General features: G+C 62.8%; 14 protein-coding genes and 1 pseudogene. 8 read left to right on the forward strand and 7 right to left on the reverse strand.

Annotation, left to right across the window (positions count from 1 at the left end):
* Window positions 1–43: 43 nt before the first annotated feature.
* Complete coding sequence (locus LOS8367_RS12845; RefSeq protein ID WP_085897053.1) at window positions 44–973, forward strand: sulfotransferase family protein; 930 nt, start codon at window positions 44–46, stop codon at window positions 971–973.
* 195 nt (window positions 974–1,168) lie between these two features.
* On the opposite strand, the gene LOS8367_RS18845 is transcribed toward LOS8367_RS12845, so the two are convergent.
* The 3 genes from LOS8367_RS18845 to LOS8367_RS12860 form a co-directional block, all read right to left on the reverse strand.
* A complete protein-coding gene (locus tag LOS8367_RS18845; RefSeq protein WP_133056328.1) occupies window positions 1,169–1,810 on the reverse strand; it encodes a PepSY domain-containing protein in 642 nt (213 codons plus the stop codon).
* Between the two features lie 482 nt (window positions 1,811–2,292).
* The gene (locus LOS8367_RS12855) at window positions 2,293–3,426 is read right to left on the reverse strand and encodes a radical SAM protein (protein ID WP_085896927.1); all 1,134 of its coding nucleotides are present in this window, start codon (window positions 3,424–3,426) and stop codon (window positions 2,293–2,295) included.
* Window positions 3,427–3,456: 30 nt separating this feature from the next.
* Window positions 3,457–4,521 carry a glycosyltransferase family 4 protein gene (locus LOS8367_RS12860; RefSeq protein ID WP_242665594.1) on the reverse strand — a complete coding sequence of 355 codons (1,065 nt, stop codon included), beginning with the start codon at window positions 4,519–4,521 and terminating at the stop codon, window positions 3,457–3,459.
* Between LOS8367_RS12860 and LOS8367_RS19300 the strand changes: the two genes are divergently transcribed.
* Complete coding sequence (locus LOS8367_RS19300; RefSeq protein WP_242665596.1) at window positions 4,435–4,671, forward strand: hypothetical protein; 237 nt, start codon at window positions 4,435–4,437, stop codon at window positions 4,669–4,671. The two genes, LOS8367_RS12860 and LOS8367_RS19300, sit on opposite strands and share 87 nt — an antisense overlap.
* Here LOS8367_RS19300 and LOS8367_RS12865 read toward each other — a convergent pair.
* Together LOS8367_RS12865 and LOS8367_RS18850 are read right to left on the reverse strand one after the other, a co-directional pair.
* Window positions 4,655–6,448 carry an ABC transporter ATP-binding protein gene (locus LOS8367_RS12865; protein WP_133056330.1) on the reverse strand — a complete coding sequence of 598 codons (1,794 nt, stop codon included), beginning with the start codon at window positions 6,446–6,448 and terminating at the stop codon, window positions 4,655–4,657. The two genes, LOS8367_RS19300 and LOS8367_RS12865, sit on opposite strands and share 17 nt — an antisense overlap.
* 61 nt (window positions 6,449–6,509) lie before the next feature.
* Window positions 6,510–7,199, reverse strand: a complete 690-nt coding sequence (locus LOS8367_RS18850; protein WP_133056331.1) for a hypothetical protein — start codon at window positions 7,197–7,199, stop codon at window positions 6,510–6,512.
* 469 nt (window positions 7,200–7,668) lie between these two features.
* On the opposite strand from LOS8367_RS18850, the gene LOS8367_RS12875 reads away from it, so the two are divergent.
* Entirely contained in the window at window positions 7,669–9,645 is a 1,977-nt protein-coding gene (locus LOS8367_RS12875) for a PhoX family protein (protein WP_085896931.1), read from the forward strand.
* A gap of 241 nt (window positions 9,646–9,886) precedes the next feature.
* Here the strand turns inward: LOS8367_RS12875 and LOS8367_RS12880 are convergent, their stop codons facing one another.
* Window positions 9,887–10,861, reverse strand: a complete 975-nt coding sequence (locus LOS8367_RS12880; protein ID WP_085896932.1) for a sodium-dependent bicarbonate transport family permease — start codon at window positions 10,859–10,861, stop codon at window positions 9,887–9,889.
* Between the two features lie 92 nt (window positions 10,862–10,953).
* On the opposite strand from LOS8367_RS12880, the gene LOS8367_RS12885 reads away from it, so the two are divergent.
* Entirely contained in the window at window positions 10,954–11,871 is a 918-nt protein-coding gene (locus LOS8367_RS12885; RefSeq protein WP_085896933.1) for a hydrogen peroxide-inducible genes activator, read from the forward strand.
* Here the strand turns inward: LOS8367_RS12885 and LOS8367_RS19400 are convergent.
* A pseudogene (locus LOS8367_RS19400) lies at window positions 11,781–12,146 on the reverse strand (class II aldolase/adducin family protein); the annotation flags it as partial. The gene LOS8367_RS12885 and the pseudogene LOS8367_RS19400 overlap by 91 nt on opposite strands.
* Before the next feature lie 190 nt (window positions 12,147–12,336).
* Between LOS8367_RS19400 and LOS8367_RS12895 the strand changes: the two are divergent.
* The 4 genes from LOS8367_RS12895 to LOS8367_RS19310 all read left to right on the forward strand — a co-directional run bounded on the left by LOS8367_RS12895 (window position 12,337) and on the right by LOS8367_RS19310 (window position 16,748).
* Window positions 12,337–13,815, forward strand: a complete 1,479-nt coding sequence (locus tag LOS8367_RS12895; RefSeq protein ID WP_242665588.1) for a fused MFS/spermidine synthase — start codon at window positions 12,337–12,339, stop codon at window positions 13,813–13,815.
* 534 nt (window positions 13,816–14,349) lie between these two features.
* Window positions 14,350–14,754, forward strand: a complete 405-nt coding sequence (locus LOS8367_RS12900) for a ribbon-helix-helix domain-containing protein (protein ID WP_085896935.1) — start codon at window positions 14,350–14,352, stop codon at window positions 14,752–14,754.
* A 32-nt stretch (window positions 14,755–14,786) separates the two neighbouring features.
* The gene (locus tag LOS8367_RS12905) at window positions 14,787–16,046 is read left to right on the forward strand and encodes an extracellular catalytic domain type 1 short-chain-length polyhydroxyalkanoate depolymerase (RefSeq protein ID WP_085896936.1); all 1,260 of its coding nucleotides are present in this window, start codon (window positions 14,787–14,789) and stop codon (window positions 16,044–16,046) included.
* Between the two features lie 168 nt (window positions 16,047–16,214).
* A complete protein-coding gene (locus LOS8367_RS19310) occupies window positions 16,215–16,748 on the forward strand; it encodes an EF-hand domain-containing protein (protein ID WP_085896937.1) in 534 nt (177 codons plus the stop codon).
* Window positions 16,749–16,781: the final 33 nt, after the last annotated feature.

The raw sequence follows: 16,781 nt of genomic DNA on the forward strand, positions 1-16,781 counted from the left end.
AAGACGAGCGCCGATCTCGATATGGTTGCAGAAGGGGGCCATAATGCGCAGGCCTCTCACGGAGGTTCATAAGGCCGCGAAATCTGCCTATGGTTTTCATCGAGAGATACTGGAGGTTGCGCCTGTGGATGCAATTCATTTCATTTCCGGCCTGCCGCGATCGGGATCGACGCTGCTGGCGGGAATTCTTCGGCAGAATCCAAGATTTACGGCGGCGATGACCGGACCGGTCGGAGGGCTGGTGACAACCCTCCTGAACGCCATGGGGCCGCAAAACGAAACATCGGTGTTTCTCGACGATGCGAAACGGAGTCGTATCTTGCGCGCGGTGGTACAGGCCCACTACGACGAGCCAAGCACGCAGGGCGTGATCTTCGATACCAACCGGATATGGTGCGCACAGCTTCCGCTTGTCCATGCACTTTTCCCGCAGGCGAAGATCCTATGTTGCGTGAGAAACGTCGCATGGATTATGGACAGCTTCGAACGCCTTGTCAGACGAAATGCCTTCGAGCCTTCGAAGTTGTTCTTTACCGCAGAGGAACGAGCCACCGTTTACAGCCGAGTGGAAGCCTTGGCAAACCGTGACCGCGTGGTGGGATTTTCCTATTCAGCGATGAAAGAGGCCTATTATGGCGAACATTCCTCACAGATCCTCTTGATCGATTACACCATTCTGGCCAGCAGGCCGGAGGCTTGCCTGCGTCTCATCTATGATTTCCTCGATGAGGCATGGTTCGAGCATGACTTCGAACGGGTTGAATATGATGAGCCCGAATTCGACCGCCATCTCGGCGCCCGGGGTTTGCACAAGATAAGCGGGCCGGTTCGCCTCAATCCTCGGCAAACGATATTGCCCCCCGATCTGTTCGAGCGTTTCGACAAGCTCGCATTCTGGACCAATCCCCAGAAATCGGCGTCCTGGCGCATCGTCGAGGATCAGCAGAACCATTCGACCACGGAGACGCGCTGATCAGGGTAAAGCCGATTTATCAAGAACGCCGATGCCGTCGGGGGGCGGTCACATCATCAACGCCCACATGATGCCCCGGCAGATCTCTTCGACGCGGGCCAGCTGACAGAGGACACAGTCCAATCTCACTGATTTGCGCTCGTTCGACCGGGCGTCGAGCCGCGCAATCGCCACCCGGCCATGACTTGTACGGCGTCAGTCGGACGACCGCTTGCCTTTCCTACTTTTGCCCTTGTCGCCATGCTTGTAGTAGGATTCATCGCCGTCCCGGCCGCGGACCCGGCCTTTCTTGTCGTCATCATCATCGTCGTCTTCATAGTCGGTTTCGTGACCACCCCGACCTCGGCCCCGGCCACGACCTTTCTTGTCATCGTCGCTATCATAGTCGGCTTTGTCGCGACCCTTGCCGCGACCCCTGCCACGGCTCTTCTTGTCGTCGTCATCGTCATCATCGGCTTTGTCGCCGCCGTTACCGTGACCTTTGCCGGACCACTTCCCGTCGCCCTTGTGATCATCATCATGCTTCTCGGCATGATCGCGAATCCGAACGAAATCCTTGGGCCTGCTGCGAATTCGATAGCGGGGCCGGTCGTCGTCCGCGTCCGCCTTTTCATACTCCTTTTTTATGATCCTGAGCTTCCTATCGTAGACGACCTCAACCTTTCTGCCGTTTTTGACTGCCTCCACCTTGTATTGGGTGGGACCCTCCTTGATCTGGACTCGGGTATACTCAGCGGCTCGATACTTCTGCATGAGTATCTCCCCCTTCGGCGAAGCGAGGGCGGGCGTCGCTCCAAGAGCGACGAAAGCTGTCGCAGCCATGAATACCTTGCGCATGTTACCAACCCTTCATGAAAGTCACCCGCCCATGATAGCAGCCCGTGGCAACCCGCAGAGACCCCCGACACCTCCTTCCTGGGGCAAATGACGCAATAAGCTTGGATCAGATAGGGCACCTGCCAGAGCGGCATAAGAATGCGAATTGCATGTCCCTCGTCAGCGCCTCTGGGACATCTGAGTTGATTTTTTAACGGAGGGTTTCCGGCTCATCGTAACCACCGAGGAGTGGATGCATGATCATCGGTCCACGAGTCGATACCGAGGCGATGCAGGCGGAGTTCAGGGAACGGACCGCCCCGGCCCTGCTCGACGAAGCAATTTGAGACGATCCCTTGCCGGGCTCCGACCGGTCCTGCCCAATGGCGCGACAACGCTCTTCCAGCTTGACACAACGATGCCGTTGGCAGCGGTCACATCACCAACGCCTCTCTAAAGTCAGAACTCATAATCGACAGCGCGGCGCCAGGTGGTTTTGCGGGTCAGCCGTTCATCCCAGTCGCGTAGGCAGTACGCGATGGACGGTGTAAGTTCACCCGCTTGTCATAGCCGCAATTGCAGTTCGGGCATTTCAAGTTAAAGGCATGCCGCGCAAAGCTCCGGTGACGTTCGTTGAACAGCAGCTCCGATAGCCTGTGCTCGTGTAGAGAGCCGAGCTTGAAAGTGACGAAACACATCTGAACCGTCCCGTCTGGTCCGATCCAGAGCATATCATGGCTGGTGCATGGCAGCCGCATTGCGGATTTGCGGATTAACCAATCGGGAATCGATCGGATACCGCGTTCCGTATTTCGGATGAGCCCGGGGTCGCGCTGTTTTTCCTCGAGCAGGATCGAAGCGACCTCCTCCAGGATCGGGCGGTCCTCCTCTTCAAACCAGAAGCGCTGTTCGCTTTCGTGCTCGGGTCTCACGAAATAGGGGAGGGAGTAATGGATAAGGTTTATGTAGACCTGCATCTCGTGGTCACGCGCGAACTGCAATGTCCGCCTGACGCTGTCGGGTCGTCCAGTGCTGCGCATTAGCAGCCAATCCAGTCCCATCGGTAATGTGTCGGCCCCATGCCTCGACCGTGTCGCGGCCAGCGATCTGCTCAGGGCCTCGAAGGCCCCGGGCCTCTGGACATAGGCGTCGTAATCCTCCTCCAGCCCGTAAAAGCCAATCGAGACCCGCTTGAGACCAGCCTCGACGAGCCGATCGATCTTCTTGTCGAGCAGTAGGCCATTTGTCGTGACATACATGTTCAGCCCGTGATGTGCGATCCGCTCGACATATTTGTCGAGGTCGCGGTGCAGGAGCGGCTCGCCACCATAGAGCCGGATAGTCCCGATGCCGAGTTCCTTGCAGTCGTCGATAAGCTTGGCGCCAACCTCCCAAGGGAGCTGATGGCTTGGCATGAAATCCCGGCCGTAGCTGCAGGCTCCGCAGCGCAAGTTGCAGTTCGCAGTCAGGCTGAGGAAGACCTCGTGCGGGGCCGGTCGCACCACCTTATCCGTCACCTGCGCCAGCGAGAAATGTGCGATGCGCATCTGCTCCTTTAGCAGTTTGACCGGGGCGTAAAGTGGTGATCCGCGCAGGGCCTTCTTTACCTGCCTCTCGATCCTGTTGCTGTTGACCATCAAACCGTCCCCCACAAAAAAACACACCTGTCAAAAAATCGCTCTGTCTGGGCGCAGGCCCCCCGGTATGGACGAGGGCAAGCGACCGGCCAGCGCCCGTTCGTAAAGCCTGACAAGATCTCGGCTCCAATCGTCGAGACGGTGATGCTGCTCCACCTTGAGGCGGGCGGCTCGTCCCAAATTGCAACGCTTGGCTGGATCCGTAGCCAGTTCATCCATGGCCGATGCCAAGGCCTCCGTGTCCTCCATTCCGACGCAGTAACCGACATGCCGGTCGACCAGCGTTTCAGCGGAGCCTGCAGGGGTAACGATGACCGGCATCGCATGAGCCATCGCCTCTAGCAGAGCGATGGACAGGCCTTCTTCGCGCGATGCACTCAGGTAGACGTCATGCGTGATCATAAGCCGGGAAATATCGGAGCGCGGGCCCAAAAAGCGAACCACGGAATCCAGCCCTAGATCGCGGCTGAACGCCCGTAGGCGAGAGGCTTCGCTACCCTCGCCCGCGATCGAAAGACGAAACCTGATGCCGCGATCCAACAGGTGCCTAGCGGCGGACAACGCGATCTCAACACGTTTCTCCGGAGCCAGGCGGCCGACCACGAGGAAGGCCACCGGATCGGAGGCATCGCGACCGGCAGCGCGGCCCGTCTCGATCATGGCGAGAGGAGGGGCAGGTGGGGCCGGATTGGCAAGCGTCGCGATCGGCAGTGATCCCAGCCGAACACGATTGTCGCGGGCAACGCTGTCGGAGCAAGCCGTCGCGCCCCGGCTACCGGCCCGGAGCGCTATGCTCTCGGTCAAGTCGCGCAGACCATCGACGCCGCGGCGGCTGGGGCTTGGCAAATGCAGCCCGCCTATCACCGGAACGCCGGCGATGGCGCCCGCGATCGGGGCAAGCGTGTTCGCGCGTCTCAAATGGGTGTGAACGAGGTCGACCTTGGAGGCCCGCAGCTCGCGAGCCAGCCGCCAGATCTGCATCCCTACGCCGCCCCGCCCAGGAGACAGATGAGCGACACATACGCCTGCCGCGCGCAAGCGATCGCAATACCCGGTGCCAGCTGGGGAAGAGAGAACAACTACTCGCAGCCGCAACCCGGCTTGGCGCTGCTGACCGGCGAGCTGGACCAAAAGCTCCTGCGTGCCACCGCATTTCAGATTCCCAATCACCTGCGCCACATGCAAAGACGTCATGGTCCAAAACACTTTCCCTGCAATCGCAACAAGATCACATATCGGCATTAACGAGAGATCGGAAATGCGAACCACCTGCTATCAGCTCGCTATAACTACCAGCTTCAATTTCATGACCGTCGGCAATTACGAAGATCATGTCACATTTTCTAACGGAACTCAACCTATGGGCGGCAATTACGACCGTCGTTTTTCCGCGTAGAGACGCAACCGCCGCATTCAGCTCGGCTTCGCTCAGCGCATCGAGCGCGCTTGTGGATTCGTCCATAACCAATAGATCCGGTTCACGATACACGGCGCGAGCAATGCCGATGCGCTGGCGCTGGCCAACGGAAAGATTGATCCCCCGCTCATGCAACTTTGTGTCGTATCCGTCTTGCAGATCCGCGATGAGTGGATCAAGTCCCGCAAATGCCCCCGCCCGCCAAATGCAATATTTCGCATGGTGAGCATCATGAAATCCGAACTCAATATTCTCCCTGATCGACCCTTGGATCAGTGAGATTTCCTGCGGGACGTAAGCTACGCGTTTTCGCCACTGGCTCCTGTTTCGGTCGTCGATTGATGTGCCATCCACCGAAATGCTCCCCGATTCCGGAGTCAGCAGGCCAGCCATCAGGTCAAGAATGGTGCTCTTGCCCGCGCCCGTCGCACCCACGATTCCCACGAGGGACCCTGCTGGGACGGTCAGGCTCAGGTCTCGAATTGCGAACTGCCTCGAGCCAGGGTACCGGTAAGAGATCCCTTTCAACTCGAGTGTTCTCTCCAGCCGTGGCGCGGTACCCGCATCGGCTGCCAGCGATCCCTCGAGCTCTGCTTTAGTAAGATCAGCCCATAGGGCATCGAGGGATGGCAGATCCGTGCGCAAGGCCGTGGCGGCGGCGTAAACGCGCTGCAACGCCGGTATAAGCCGGGCCGCCGCGAAGGCATAAAGGACCACTAGCGGGAGAGCGCCGCTCGACTGTGCTCCTTCGCTCAGAGACCAGATCACCAACAGGATCATCGTGCCAAATGTCAATAATTCGAGGACAGACTTGGGAACATCCCGCAATAGCTCCGCCATCGTCTGCGCCTCGTTCTTGCGCCGATAGGCCTCCTCAAATCTCGATCGATAAAAGCCCTGCATGCCGTACAGCCAGATTTCACGAGAACCTGCCAGGGCTTCGCCAAGGGTCTTCGCCGCCTGGGCGTTAGCATGAACCCGCTCGGCACCAAGGTGACGGATGCGGCCGCTCACTGCGGCAAATACCGTTCCATATCCGCACCCCAGCAGTAGACCCATGGTGATTGCCGCCACCGGCTCGACCACGATCAGTAACAGGACGAGGAAGATCGCGGTGCTACCATTGGCAAAAAGGCGTACGGAGTTCATCATCACCCCGTTCACAACTCTCTCGACCTCTGACTGAATGTTGGAGATTAGACTGGCGGAATGCCGGGTATGAGTTCGGTCCAGGGACTTTTGCATATATTGCGCAAACAGTCGGGACGCGAAACTCACGCTTTGGCCTCTTGCAAACCTCCTCATGTAAAAGAGACCAAAAATTCTAAGAGATGTAACCACAGAAATGGTTATCAAGGAGCATACTGCTAGTGCGATCAGAAATAGAGCATCGTCCGAGAACCCAAATATATCGTAAACCTTCGCGAAACTGGGCTTCTCTTCGATTGAACTCGGATCTGCAGCCACTATCAGGAAAGGGATCACAGACATGACCCCGATCATATCACCTACGCCAATTGCAAGGCCAATCGCGAGAGCCATCCACAATCGGCGTCGTTCATGCTGGTCGAGCAGCTCTGGTATCTTGCCTAACAATTTGAACAAACTCGCTCCTATCCGAGGATTAGGCAACTCCCCCCGCGTCCAAAATTTGTGGTCCGCCTAATTATACCTCTAACTGCCTTAATCTCGGAGCGCACCGGGCCGAGACGCGTCCGACGTGCTTTGATGCCACGACCAAGGTCTTTTGTAACGGATGTTGTCTCCAAGCTAGGTGCCGCTCCAGCGGCGGTTTGGGTAGCGTTCCACCCTCGGAACCGACCAGGTCCCGATACAGTGCCGCAACAAATTTGGCGTATCTCGCGCTGGCAAAGGCACTGTGATGGCGCCTGATCAGGTCCAATTCCTTGATAGGGTAGACGCCTTCGAGATCGATCATGCTAATCTCGCCCTCACAGAGCATGCTGTGCGCATGGCCGAACTGGACGGCGAAATAGTTGGTGCCCGCCGTTCTGTCGAGGACCAGCCGAAAGAACGAAGGATCGAGGCTTTTGAGAGGGCGGCATTCCTTCATGACATAACCGCGACAAACGCCACGAGCGAATATCAATGCGCGCAAGGCGGGGACCGTCCGGGCATCATAAAAGCCGCTATTCAGAGCGCCCATTATGTTGTCTCGACGAATATAGCTCGGGTTCCAGATCTTGTAGTACAGGCGACCTTTTGCATTGGCTTCATCTGGACCAGACAGGACCCAGCGCGAATGATCCTGACCGCCGATGTGCCGTCGCACGACCTTGTGCAACCTTAAAGAAGCGACATCTATATCAGAAAGTTCGAGGTTTGCAATCTGCATGCGACCCCCGCGATGGTGCTTTTCAAGCATAGGTCGACAAAGCTTGAGCCGTCAATCTCCAATTTTGATCATCCGCATCCTACTTTATTATCGGGCTCTAGTCGCCTTCGTGTTTCGAGTTCTGCTTTTGCTGCAAATTCAAGAACAAAAAAACGTTGTCTTCGCCCGGTCTCACTTCTAAGTGCTGGCGGTAATAGTACCATCGCATTAATACGACCGCATTTCATGCTGGATAATAAATGGGGTATGAATGGAACCACATTTCTCAGCAACTGTATCCGTCAGTCCTAGGTTCAGGAATCAGTCTGACGGATACGGTCGATAGCGCTTCCCCGTCGCGACGGGGCTCGAGCCGGTCCGGGGTTATCGAGGGACAAACCCGCCGGCGCATTCCTCAGGTTACAACTCGAAGCTTCGGTGCCAAGATCGGCCTCGCCTGGCGACGCGGCCAGGCGAGGGAGGAAAGAACATGAAATTCACCATTTTCGATCCACTGAACCGGTCACAGCGCTTCGACGCGGCCGATGACAAGGGCGTCAACACGTCCAGCGCCCCGACGATCGGCGACGTGATCGCCGCCCGCATGGGGCGACGGGACCTGATGAAGGGCGCGTTGGGGTTCACCGCCATCGCCGCCACGGTCAGCCCGATGGCGCTGGCCGCCAGCCGGGCCTACGCGCAGGCGGGCGAGGGCAGCTTCGATTTCACGGAGATCGAAGCCGGCGTTAGCGAGGACATGGTCGTTGCCGAGGGCTACAACGCCGACGTGCTGATCCGTTGGGGCGATCCGGTCCTGCCCGGCGCGCCAGAGTTCGACGTCGACAACCAGACCGCCGAGGCGCAGAACCAGCAGTTCGGTTACAACTCGGACTTCATCGGGACGGTGCCGCATCCCGAAGCGCCGGACGATCCGGACCGGCTGCTGCTCGTGAACCACCACGAATATACCAACGAGGAACTGATGTTCCCGGGCCTCGGCATCCAGGACGACGCCGAGTTCGCGCAGATGACCGAGGAACTGGTCAATATCGAGAAGGCCGCGCATGGCGGCAGCGTCATCGAGATCCGGCGCGGCGAGGACGGCAAGTGGTCGGTGGTGCGCGATTCGACCTACAACCGCCGGATCACCGCCGAAACGCCGATGAAGATCTCCGGTCCCGCGGCCGGTCACGCGAAGATGCAGACCGGGGCCGACCCGGCCGGGACCGACGTGCTTGGCACCTTCAACAACTGCGCCGGCGGCATCACGCCCTGGGGCACCTGGCTGATGGCCGAGGAGAACTTCAACGGCTACTTCTGGAGCGACGCCCAAGAGCCGCCTTCGACCGAAACCTCGGACGATCCGGCAACGATCCTCAACGCCCGCTACGGCGTGCCGGGCAAGTGGTATGCCTGGGGCAAGTTCGACGACCGCTTCAACATCGACAAGGAGCCGAACGAGCCCAACCGGCACGGCTGGATCGTCGAGGTTAACCCGGCCGATCCGAACTCGACGCCGGTCAAGCGCACGGCGCTGGGGCGCATGAAGCACGAGGGCGCCATGCCGGCGGTCAATGGCGATGGCCGGATCGCGCTGTTCATGGGTGACGACGAGCGGTTCGACTACGTCTATCGCTTCGTCACCGAGGCCGCGCATGACCCGGAAAACCCGGACCCCGACATCCTCGACCGCGGCACGCTCTCGGTCGCGCGTTTCGACGCGGACGGCACCGTGACCTGGCTGCCGCTGATCCATGGCGAGGGACCGCTGACCGCCGAGAACGGCTTTGCCGATCAAGGCGACGTGTTGATCCAGACCCGGCGGGCCGCCGACTTCCTCGAGGCGACGCCGATGGACCGTCCCGAGGATGTCGAGCCGAACGAGCAGACCGGCAAGATCTACGTGATGCTGACCAACAACACGCGCCGCAAGCCGGGCGACGAGAACGCGGCCAACCCGCGCGCCGAGAACGCCTTCGGCCACATCATCGAGATCACCGCGCCGGAGGGCGATTTCGCGGCGGACACCATGCCGTGGGAGATCCTCGTCAAGTGCGGCGACCCCTCGGTCGAGGCAGTAGGCGCGACCTTCTCCCCGGCGACGAGCGAACATGGCTGGTTCGGCATGCCCGACAACTGCGCGGTCGACGCGGCGGGTCGGCTCTGGATCGCGACCGACGGCAACTCGGCCGAGGACACCGGGAGGGCTGACGGCCTCTGGGCGATGGAAACCGAGGGCGAGATGCGAGGCACGTCGAAGCATTTCTTCCGCGTGCCGGTGGGGGCGGAGATGTGCGGCCCGTGGTTCGTCAACGATGACCAGTCCCTGTTCCTCGCGGTCCAGCATCCGGGCGATGGCTCGACCTTCGACAGCCCCTCGACCCGCTGGCCCGACTTCACGGATGGCATGCCACCCCGGCCCGCCGTGGTCGTGATCCAGAAGCAGGGTGGCGGCCGGATCGGGTAGGGTCCGGGCGACTGGCACTCGCCTACTCTTCCGTAACAAACAGGTGCGCCGCCCGAGGCGCACCTCCCCACACGCCGGCAGGGAGATGACACCGATAGGCAGTCGAGTTCGATTGGCTACAGGTTCAGCGCTGCCAAATTATCTCGCCACTGAAGGTGGCTGACCTCGGTCACCGATGATCGCCGTCAAGACGCTCCGCGACGAAGGTCAGCTTCAGCACTGACCGGCCAATTCGCGGGCATCATGCGCCGAAACCTGCCAACCATAGATACAGCGGCAAACCTACCGTGATGTTGAAGGGAAACGTCACACCCAAGGAAAGCGTGAGGTAAATGCCGGCCTCGGCCTTGGGCAGTGCGATGCGCATCGCGGCAGGAACCGCGATGTAGGAGGCGGAAGCAGCCAGGACCATCAGCAGGAACAGGCTCCCGGTCTGCAACCCGATCATCGATCCGGCGGCCCAGCCCAGCAGTGCGCCGGTGATCGGCATGACCAGACCGAAGGAGAACAGTCCCGGGTTCAGCATGTGCCGATTGGCCGAGAGGCTCCGGCCGGCGGAGATCCCCATGTCGAGCAGGAACAGGCAGAGGATGCCGACAAAGGGCGTGACGACGAAGGGAGCGATCATCTGCATGCCCTTGTCTTGCGTGACGGCGCCGATCACGAATGCGCCGGTGAGCAGCAGCACCGAACCGTTGGCGAAGAGTTCGCGGGCCGGAACGCTGCTGGTCGCTTCCCGGTCGCCGGAATACCGGTGCGCGATCCACAGCGCCGAGAGGATCGCCGGCACCTCCATGCTGGCGGCGACCGCCACCATGTAGCCGTCGAACGCGACGCCGGACAGTTCGAGCAGACTGGTGGCGGCGACGAAGGTGACGATCGAGATCGATCCGTAATGTCCGGCCACAGCGGCGGCGTTCATCGCATCCAACCGGGCCATGGCCCGAAGCAGCACGAAGGCCAGAAAGGGGATCAGGAAGGACAGGAGCAGACCGGCCAGGATGGCGACCAGCAGCTCGCTGCGCAAACCATGCTCCGCCAGGCTATGGCCGCCTTTGAAGCCGATGGCCAGAAGCAGGTAGAGCGACATGAACTTCGCCGCCCCTTCGGGAATGGATAGGTCGCTGCGAACGAAGGCGGCCATCAGGCCAAGCACGAAGAACAGGATTGTGGGCACCATGAGGTTGCCCGTGAGGGTGTCGAGAACGGCAGACACGGCGAACTCCTTTCGGTTTCGCCTCCATTGCCGCAGAAATCCGCATAGCTTAAATACATTCTATCAGCGCCATCTATAGCTTGGACCTATGCATGAGGCCGACACTTCGCCAGTTGGAATACATTGTCGCGGTGCATCAGCTCGGCAGCTTCAGCTTGGCCGCGGATACGCTGCATGTCAGCCAGCCGAGCCTCTCCAGCCAGATCGCAGCGGTGGAGGCCGATCTCGGCGTGCGGCTGTTCAAGCGAGGGCGCGGCGGAACGCAGGCGACGGCAAAGGGGCTCGAATGCGTCCACCGGGCGCGGCGCATCTTGGCGGAGGTCGAGAACCTGCGCAGCGTCATGACCTCTACGCTGCCCTTCGGCGGGCGGTTGCGGCTCGGCGTCCTGCCGTCGATCGGGCCTTACCTGCTGCCGCAGGTGATGCACTCGCTGCATCGCGACCAGCCCGATCTGCGCGTCATCGTGCGCGAGGAGAACACCCTGAGCCTCGACGAAGGCATCCGCAACGGGCGCTTCGATGCCATCATCTCGACGCCCGAGGACCACCCGAACACCCGGCAGCATCCGCTGTTCACCGAGACCCTCTGGGTGGCCGTGACCCCGGATCACCCCATCGCCACGCTCGACCGTGTCGGCGGCGCCGATCTGACCGGCCAGCGCCTCCTGACGCTGGATACGGGACACCGGCTGGCGCGGATCGTCTATGGCCTCGCAGGGCTCAGCGGGGGCATCGTGTCGGACGACTACGAAGGCACGAGCCTCGACTCCATCATGCTGATGGCTGCGACCGGCGCCGGTGTCGCGGTGCTGCCCGATCTGTTCGCCCGTCGCCAGGCGATCCACCGAAAGGAAGTCGTCGTCAGGCCGCTGGTCATGCCAGACGCGAACCGGGGGATCAGCCTCTTGTTCTCGGCGGATCAGCCAACCGATGACAGCCGTGACCAGCTGATCGGCGCCATCCGAGACGCGGCGAGGTTGCTCGACTTGGCCGTGTCCGAACCGTCGTGAATTGCATGTTCGGCTCGCGTCATGGCTGACATTCCGGTCGGGCGCAGCGAATGTCCGTTTACTCCCCTTCTTCCGACAAACCATTTTCTGGATCCGGGCATCATCGATAGCGCCACGGAGTGGCAGGAATGCAGATGGACGATCGCGCCCGCGCCGCTTCGGGTGTCGTCGAAGGCCCGGTGTAACGGCCATTCCTTTGTGGGCCGATCACCCTCGACATAGGCCATGGCCGCATCGAGAGCGCGGAAAGACGATCCGATGGACGTCACGAGGAGCCGGGCCCGCCCGAGGGTCAAGAAGCTGGAGAAGAGGCGGTGAGCGCCCTACCCTGCGACCTCACAGAGGCGCGGTTCGAGTATCGCGCACACCGACCGCCTTCCCTTCAGGCAAGGGGCCACTACGCTCTCTCGGGCGAGCGGGCCCCGTCTACCTGACCACGGAGAGACCGATATGCGCTTTTGGACCATGATCGGCCTGATCCTCGTCCTGTCCGTCGTCGGGCTCACTTACGAAATCGCCGCCGGACGTGTCCTCGCCCCATTCTTCGGAACCTCCCTGGTGACATGGACGACCGTCATCGCCACGGTGCTCGCCGGGTTCTCGGTCGGCAACGCCATCGGCGGGTTCGCGGCAGAGCGCCCGCGCCGGGTCGCCATTCGGCACGTGCGCAGGGCGCTGCTCGCCACGGCCGTGCTGATGGCGCTTTCGCCGACGGTGCTCGCCGCGCTCTACGCCATGGGGGCGCGCGGGACAGGAGGGATGCTGTTCACCGTCTGGGTGGCGTTCTTTCCCGCCTCGGTGCTCGTCAGCTTTCCATCCCCTTTCCTCGCGAAGATGGCCGTCGAGGCCCGGCCCGGGCGGGAAGGCTCGTCGCTGGGCCTCGTGCTGGCGGCAGGCTCGATCGGCGCCATCGCGGGCGCCCTGCTGGCCGGCTTCGTCACTCTGCCGCATTTCGGTTCGGCGGCCACCTTCGCCGCATGCGGCGCCGTGGCTCTGCTCTGCGTTCCCTTCGTGCGCGGCGGGGCATCCGGCGCCGAGGACGGAGCCGTCGCGACGACCCCGGCCCCGCCCGAGCCGGTCACGCCGGTCTCCATGGCACTCGCCGCCCTCCTCATGGCCGCGGGCCTGATGAGCGGCCCCGTCTGCCAGTACGAATCCGGCCTGTCCTGCATCGACATCCTGCGCCGCGGCGACACGGTCTATCTCCAGGCCGACCGCACGTCGCAGGCGGCGGAAAGAAGCGTCGGCACCGAAGGCTCGCCGGAGCTGGTGCTGTCCTACGCGCAATGGCTTTGGGCCCGCATGGACCGCGATCTCGGTGCGGAACCAGCGGTGCTCTTCATCGGCGGCGGCGGCTACACGCTGCCCACCAAGTTGCTGGCCTCGCGACCGGCGGCCCGAGCCGTCGCGGTGGAAATCGACCCGCTCGTTACCTCCGTCGTCAGGGCGCATCTTCCTGCGGCCGGCAGGATGATCGCGCGGACGAGCTTCGACGCGACCCGCGCGGGATCCGGCGACGCGGCGGATGCAGGCAGGCTCGGCATCGTGCACGAAGATGGCCGTGTCTACATCAACGAGACGGATCGACGTTTCGACGCCGCGGTCATGGACGCGTTCTCCTCTGAATCGGTTCCCGCTCATCTCGCGACACTCGAGACCTATGAGCGTCTGCGAGAAATCGTCGACGGCCCCGTTTACGTGAACCTCATCGATGCGCCCGATGGCCCGCTCGTGCGCGGACTGCACGCGATCCTGAGAGACCTCTATCCCCACGTCGCTGCCGTTCAGGGCCCGGTAAGCTCACGCGGACGGGCCAACGTCGTGCTCGCCGCGTCGGCGGCACCCCTCGCGGCTTTGCCGGCGCTGCCGGACGGCTACGAGACGGTGTCCATATCGCCTGGTCGTGCCTTCACAGACGACCGGGGATGGGTCGGCCATCGCTAGGCCGTCAGCATCGGCATGCGCCTTTCCAGTTCGCATGCACCCCTCAACTTTGGACGCCGCCTTTTCCAGTAAGAAAAGCTACCTTCAAAGCTGGATCGCCGAAATCGGGAAACCCCTACCGCTCGCCACACCCGCCGGTCCAAGCCTTCGTAGCTCTCATGAAATAGACCGGACCGGTCCGGTGGAGATCCTGCTTCAACGCGGTCGCAAGCGTGACATGCCCAGAATTTTAGTGGCCTGGCTCAAAACCAGCCTCCTTGCCAAGACTTGGATCAACTCGATGGCTCGAGGCACGAGGTTCGTTCGCCGATCGCGGCGACTATGCAGGAACTGCCGGATCCAACGACAAGGCCGCCGCAAGTCGCCCTTTCCATAGGCAATGGGCATCTTAAAGGCATCCCCCTTCCCCCTCTCCGCATCCATCCCTCGCCCCATCCGTTCGCATGGTCGTGACCACCCGGACGCTTCAAGGGGATTGCAATGCGCAGCAGACTCGCCATATCACCATCCATATGGATGGTATAAGGATGGTTTGTGGCCAAGCGCGAGAAAACGGCGGAGAGCGAGAAGATCACCATCAATCTCGGCCCGGTCGATCTGGGTCGGATCGATCTGCTGGTGCAGGAAGGCTTCTTCAGCAACCGGACCGACTTCATCCGCACCGCGATCCGCACCCAGCTTGCGGCGCAGGCGGGCGAGATCGACCGCTCGGTGGCGCGGCACCGGCTCGAAGTGGGGCTTTATGACTTCCTGCGTGCCGATCTCGAGGAGCTGCGCGACAAGGGCGAGGTGCTGCATGTCCGCGTTGTCGGCCTTGCCCGCTTCGCCCCCGACATCGACCCCGATCTGGCGCGGCAGACCATCGCCTCGCTGACCGTTCTGGGCGCGCTCCAGGCGAGCCCGGCCCTCAAATCCGCCTTGGCGGACCGGATCAAGTGACGCCCCGAGCGGGCTGCGAAAGGACGAGCGAGATGAGTATCGACATGACCGCCGCGATGCGGCGGGCACTGGCTGCCGTGCGGGCGCAGGACCCGATGGGCGCCACCCGCGAGATCCAGGCCGCGCTTGGTGGCGGCGCGCGGCCCGACCAACCCGAGCCGGCGGCGACGACCCCGCCCGCCGCCCTGCCCCGCGCCTCGAAATGGCGCCGCGATCCACAGGTCGAGGATGCCGAGATCCTCGACGAGAAGGCAGGCCAGGGCAGCGACGCCGCCGACACCGCCGAGCCCCTCTCCCTGTTCGAGCGCCTGAAGGCGCAGATGAGCGGCTGCGTCGATTGCGGCCCCGCGACCAATTCGCTGTCCGGTGCATTGCCCAACGCGCTGGCCGGCGCCTTCGCCGGGCTGCCGGGGCAGCTCCGCCCCGCCGGGCGCGGCGTCGTGCCGGGCGACGCCACGGTGCCCGAGATGCCCGAGGGGGCGCAATTCCTGTCGCGCAGTCATTCCGGCCCCGAGGGCGCGCGGAACTACCGGCTCTACATCCCCTCCTGCGGTGCCGCGCGGGTGCAGGGCCTCGTGGTGATGCTGCATGGCTGCACCCAGACGCCCGAGGATTTCGCACGCGGCACCGGGATGAACGCCGCCGCCGAGGCCGCTGACCTCGCCGTGGCTTGGCCCGAACAGACCCGCGACCACAACATGATGTCGTGCTGGAACTGGTTCGAGGCCGGTCACCAGCAGGCCGCGCGGGGCGAACCGGCGATCCTGGCCGGCCTGACTTCGGCGCTCTGCGCCGAGTTCGGTCTCGGGCGCGAGCGCTGCTTCGTGGCGGGGCTCTCGGCGGGCGGCGCGATGGCGGCGATCCTGGGCGAGACGCATCCCGACATCTTCGGCGCGATCGGGGTGCATTCGGGCCTGCCGGCGGGTGCCGCGCAGGACATGGTCTCGGCCTTTTCCGCGATGCGTGGCCAGGGCGCCGGTCGCGCCGCCGCCGCCACCGGCCCGCGGCTGATCGTCATCCACGGCGATTCCGACCGCACGGTCGATATCTCCAACGCCGAAAGGATACTGGGCTCGCGGGGCGAGGACGCCGCCCCCGCCGAGGACGAGGCGGCCCGGCCCTATCGCCGTAGGCTTCACAAGGACGCGCAGGGGCGGGTCCGCGCCGAAAGCTGGATCGTGTCTGGCGCGGGCCACGCATGGTCCGGCGGCCGCCCCGAGGGCAGCTATACCGACCCGGCAGGGCCCGACGCCTCAAAGGGCATGATCCGGTTCTTCCTGCAGGACGGCTGAGCGCAAGACACCGGCGGCCGGGGGATATTGTCGCGAAATGTATCCCCCGCCCGCCTTGCGATACATGGCGACAAAGCCCGCGTGGCGCCGATCCGCCATGGCTGGCAGGACGGTTCTCGACCAAGGCCCGGGCATCGCAGCCCGGACCAGACCCGAGGACCGATCGCCATGACCCCCAAGACACTGCTTCCCGCCGCCTTCCTCGTGACCGCGCTGCTCGGCGCCGGCGCCGCCATCGCCACGGCCCAGAGTCAGCCTGCCGCCGAAGCCCCCGAAAGCGCCACGACCCAGTCCCCGGAGCGGCCCGGCGTCATCAAGCGCATTCGCGCCGGCTTCGGCGGCAAGGGCGGGCCTCGCCATCACGGCCGTCGCGGCGGCCCGATGATGCTGCAGCAGATCATCGAACAGGCCGACACGAACGAGGATGGGGCGCTGACCCGGGCCGAGATCGACGCCTTCCGCGCCGCACAGGTCGAAAGCGCGGACGCCTCCGGCGACGGCGCGCTGGAGATCGCCGAGTTCGAAACGCTCTACAACGCCTTCACGCGCGAGCGGATGGTCGATGCGTTCCAGGCGCTCGACGCCGATGGCGACGGTCGGATCTCCGAGGCGGAGATGGAAAGCCGGATCGACCGCCTCGTCTCGCGGCTGGACCGCGACGGCGACGGCGCCATCGGCCCGGCCGATCGCAGCCGCCGCTGAGCAAGTGGGCGGGGCCGCAGCAACCGTGACGGG

This window comes from Limimaricola soesokkakensis, from assembly GCF_900172345.1.
Lineage (GTDB): Bacteria > Pseudomonadota > Alphaproteobacteria > Rhodobacterales > Rhodobacteraceae > Limimaricola > Limimaricola soesokkakensis.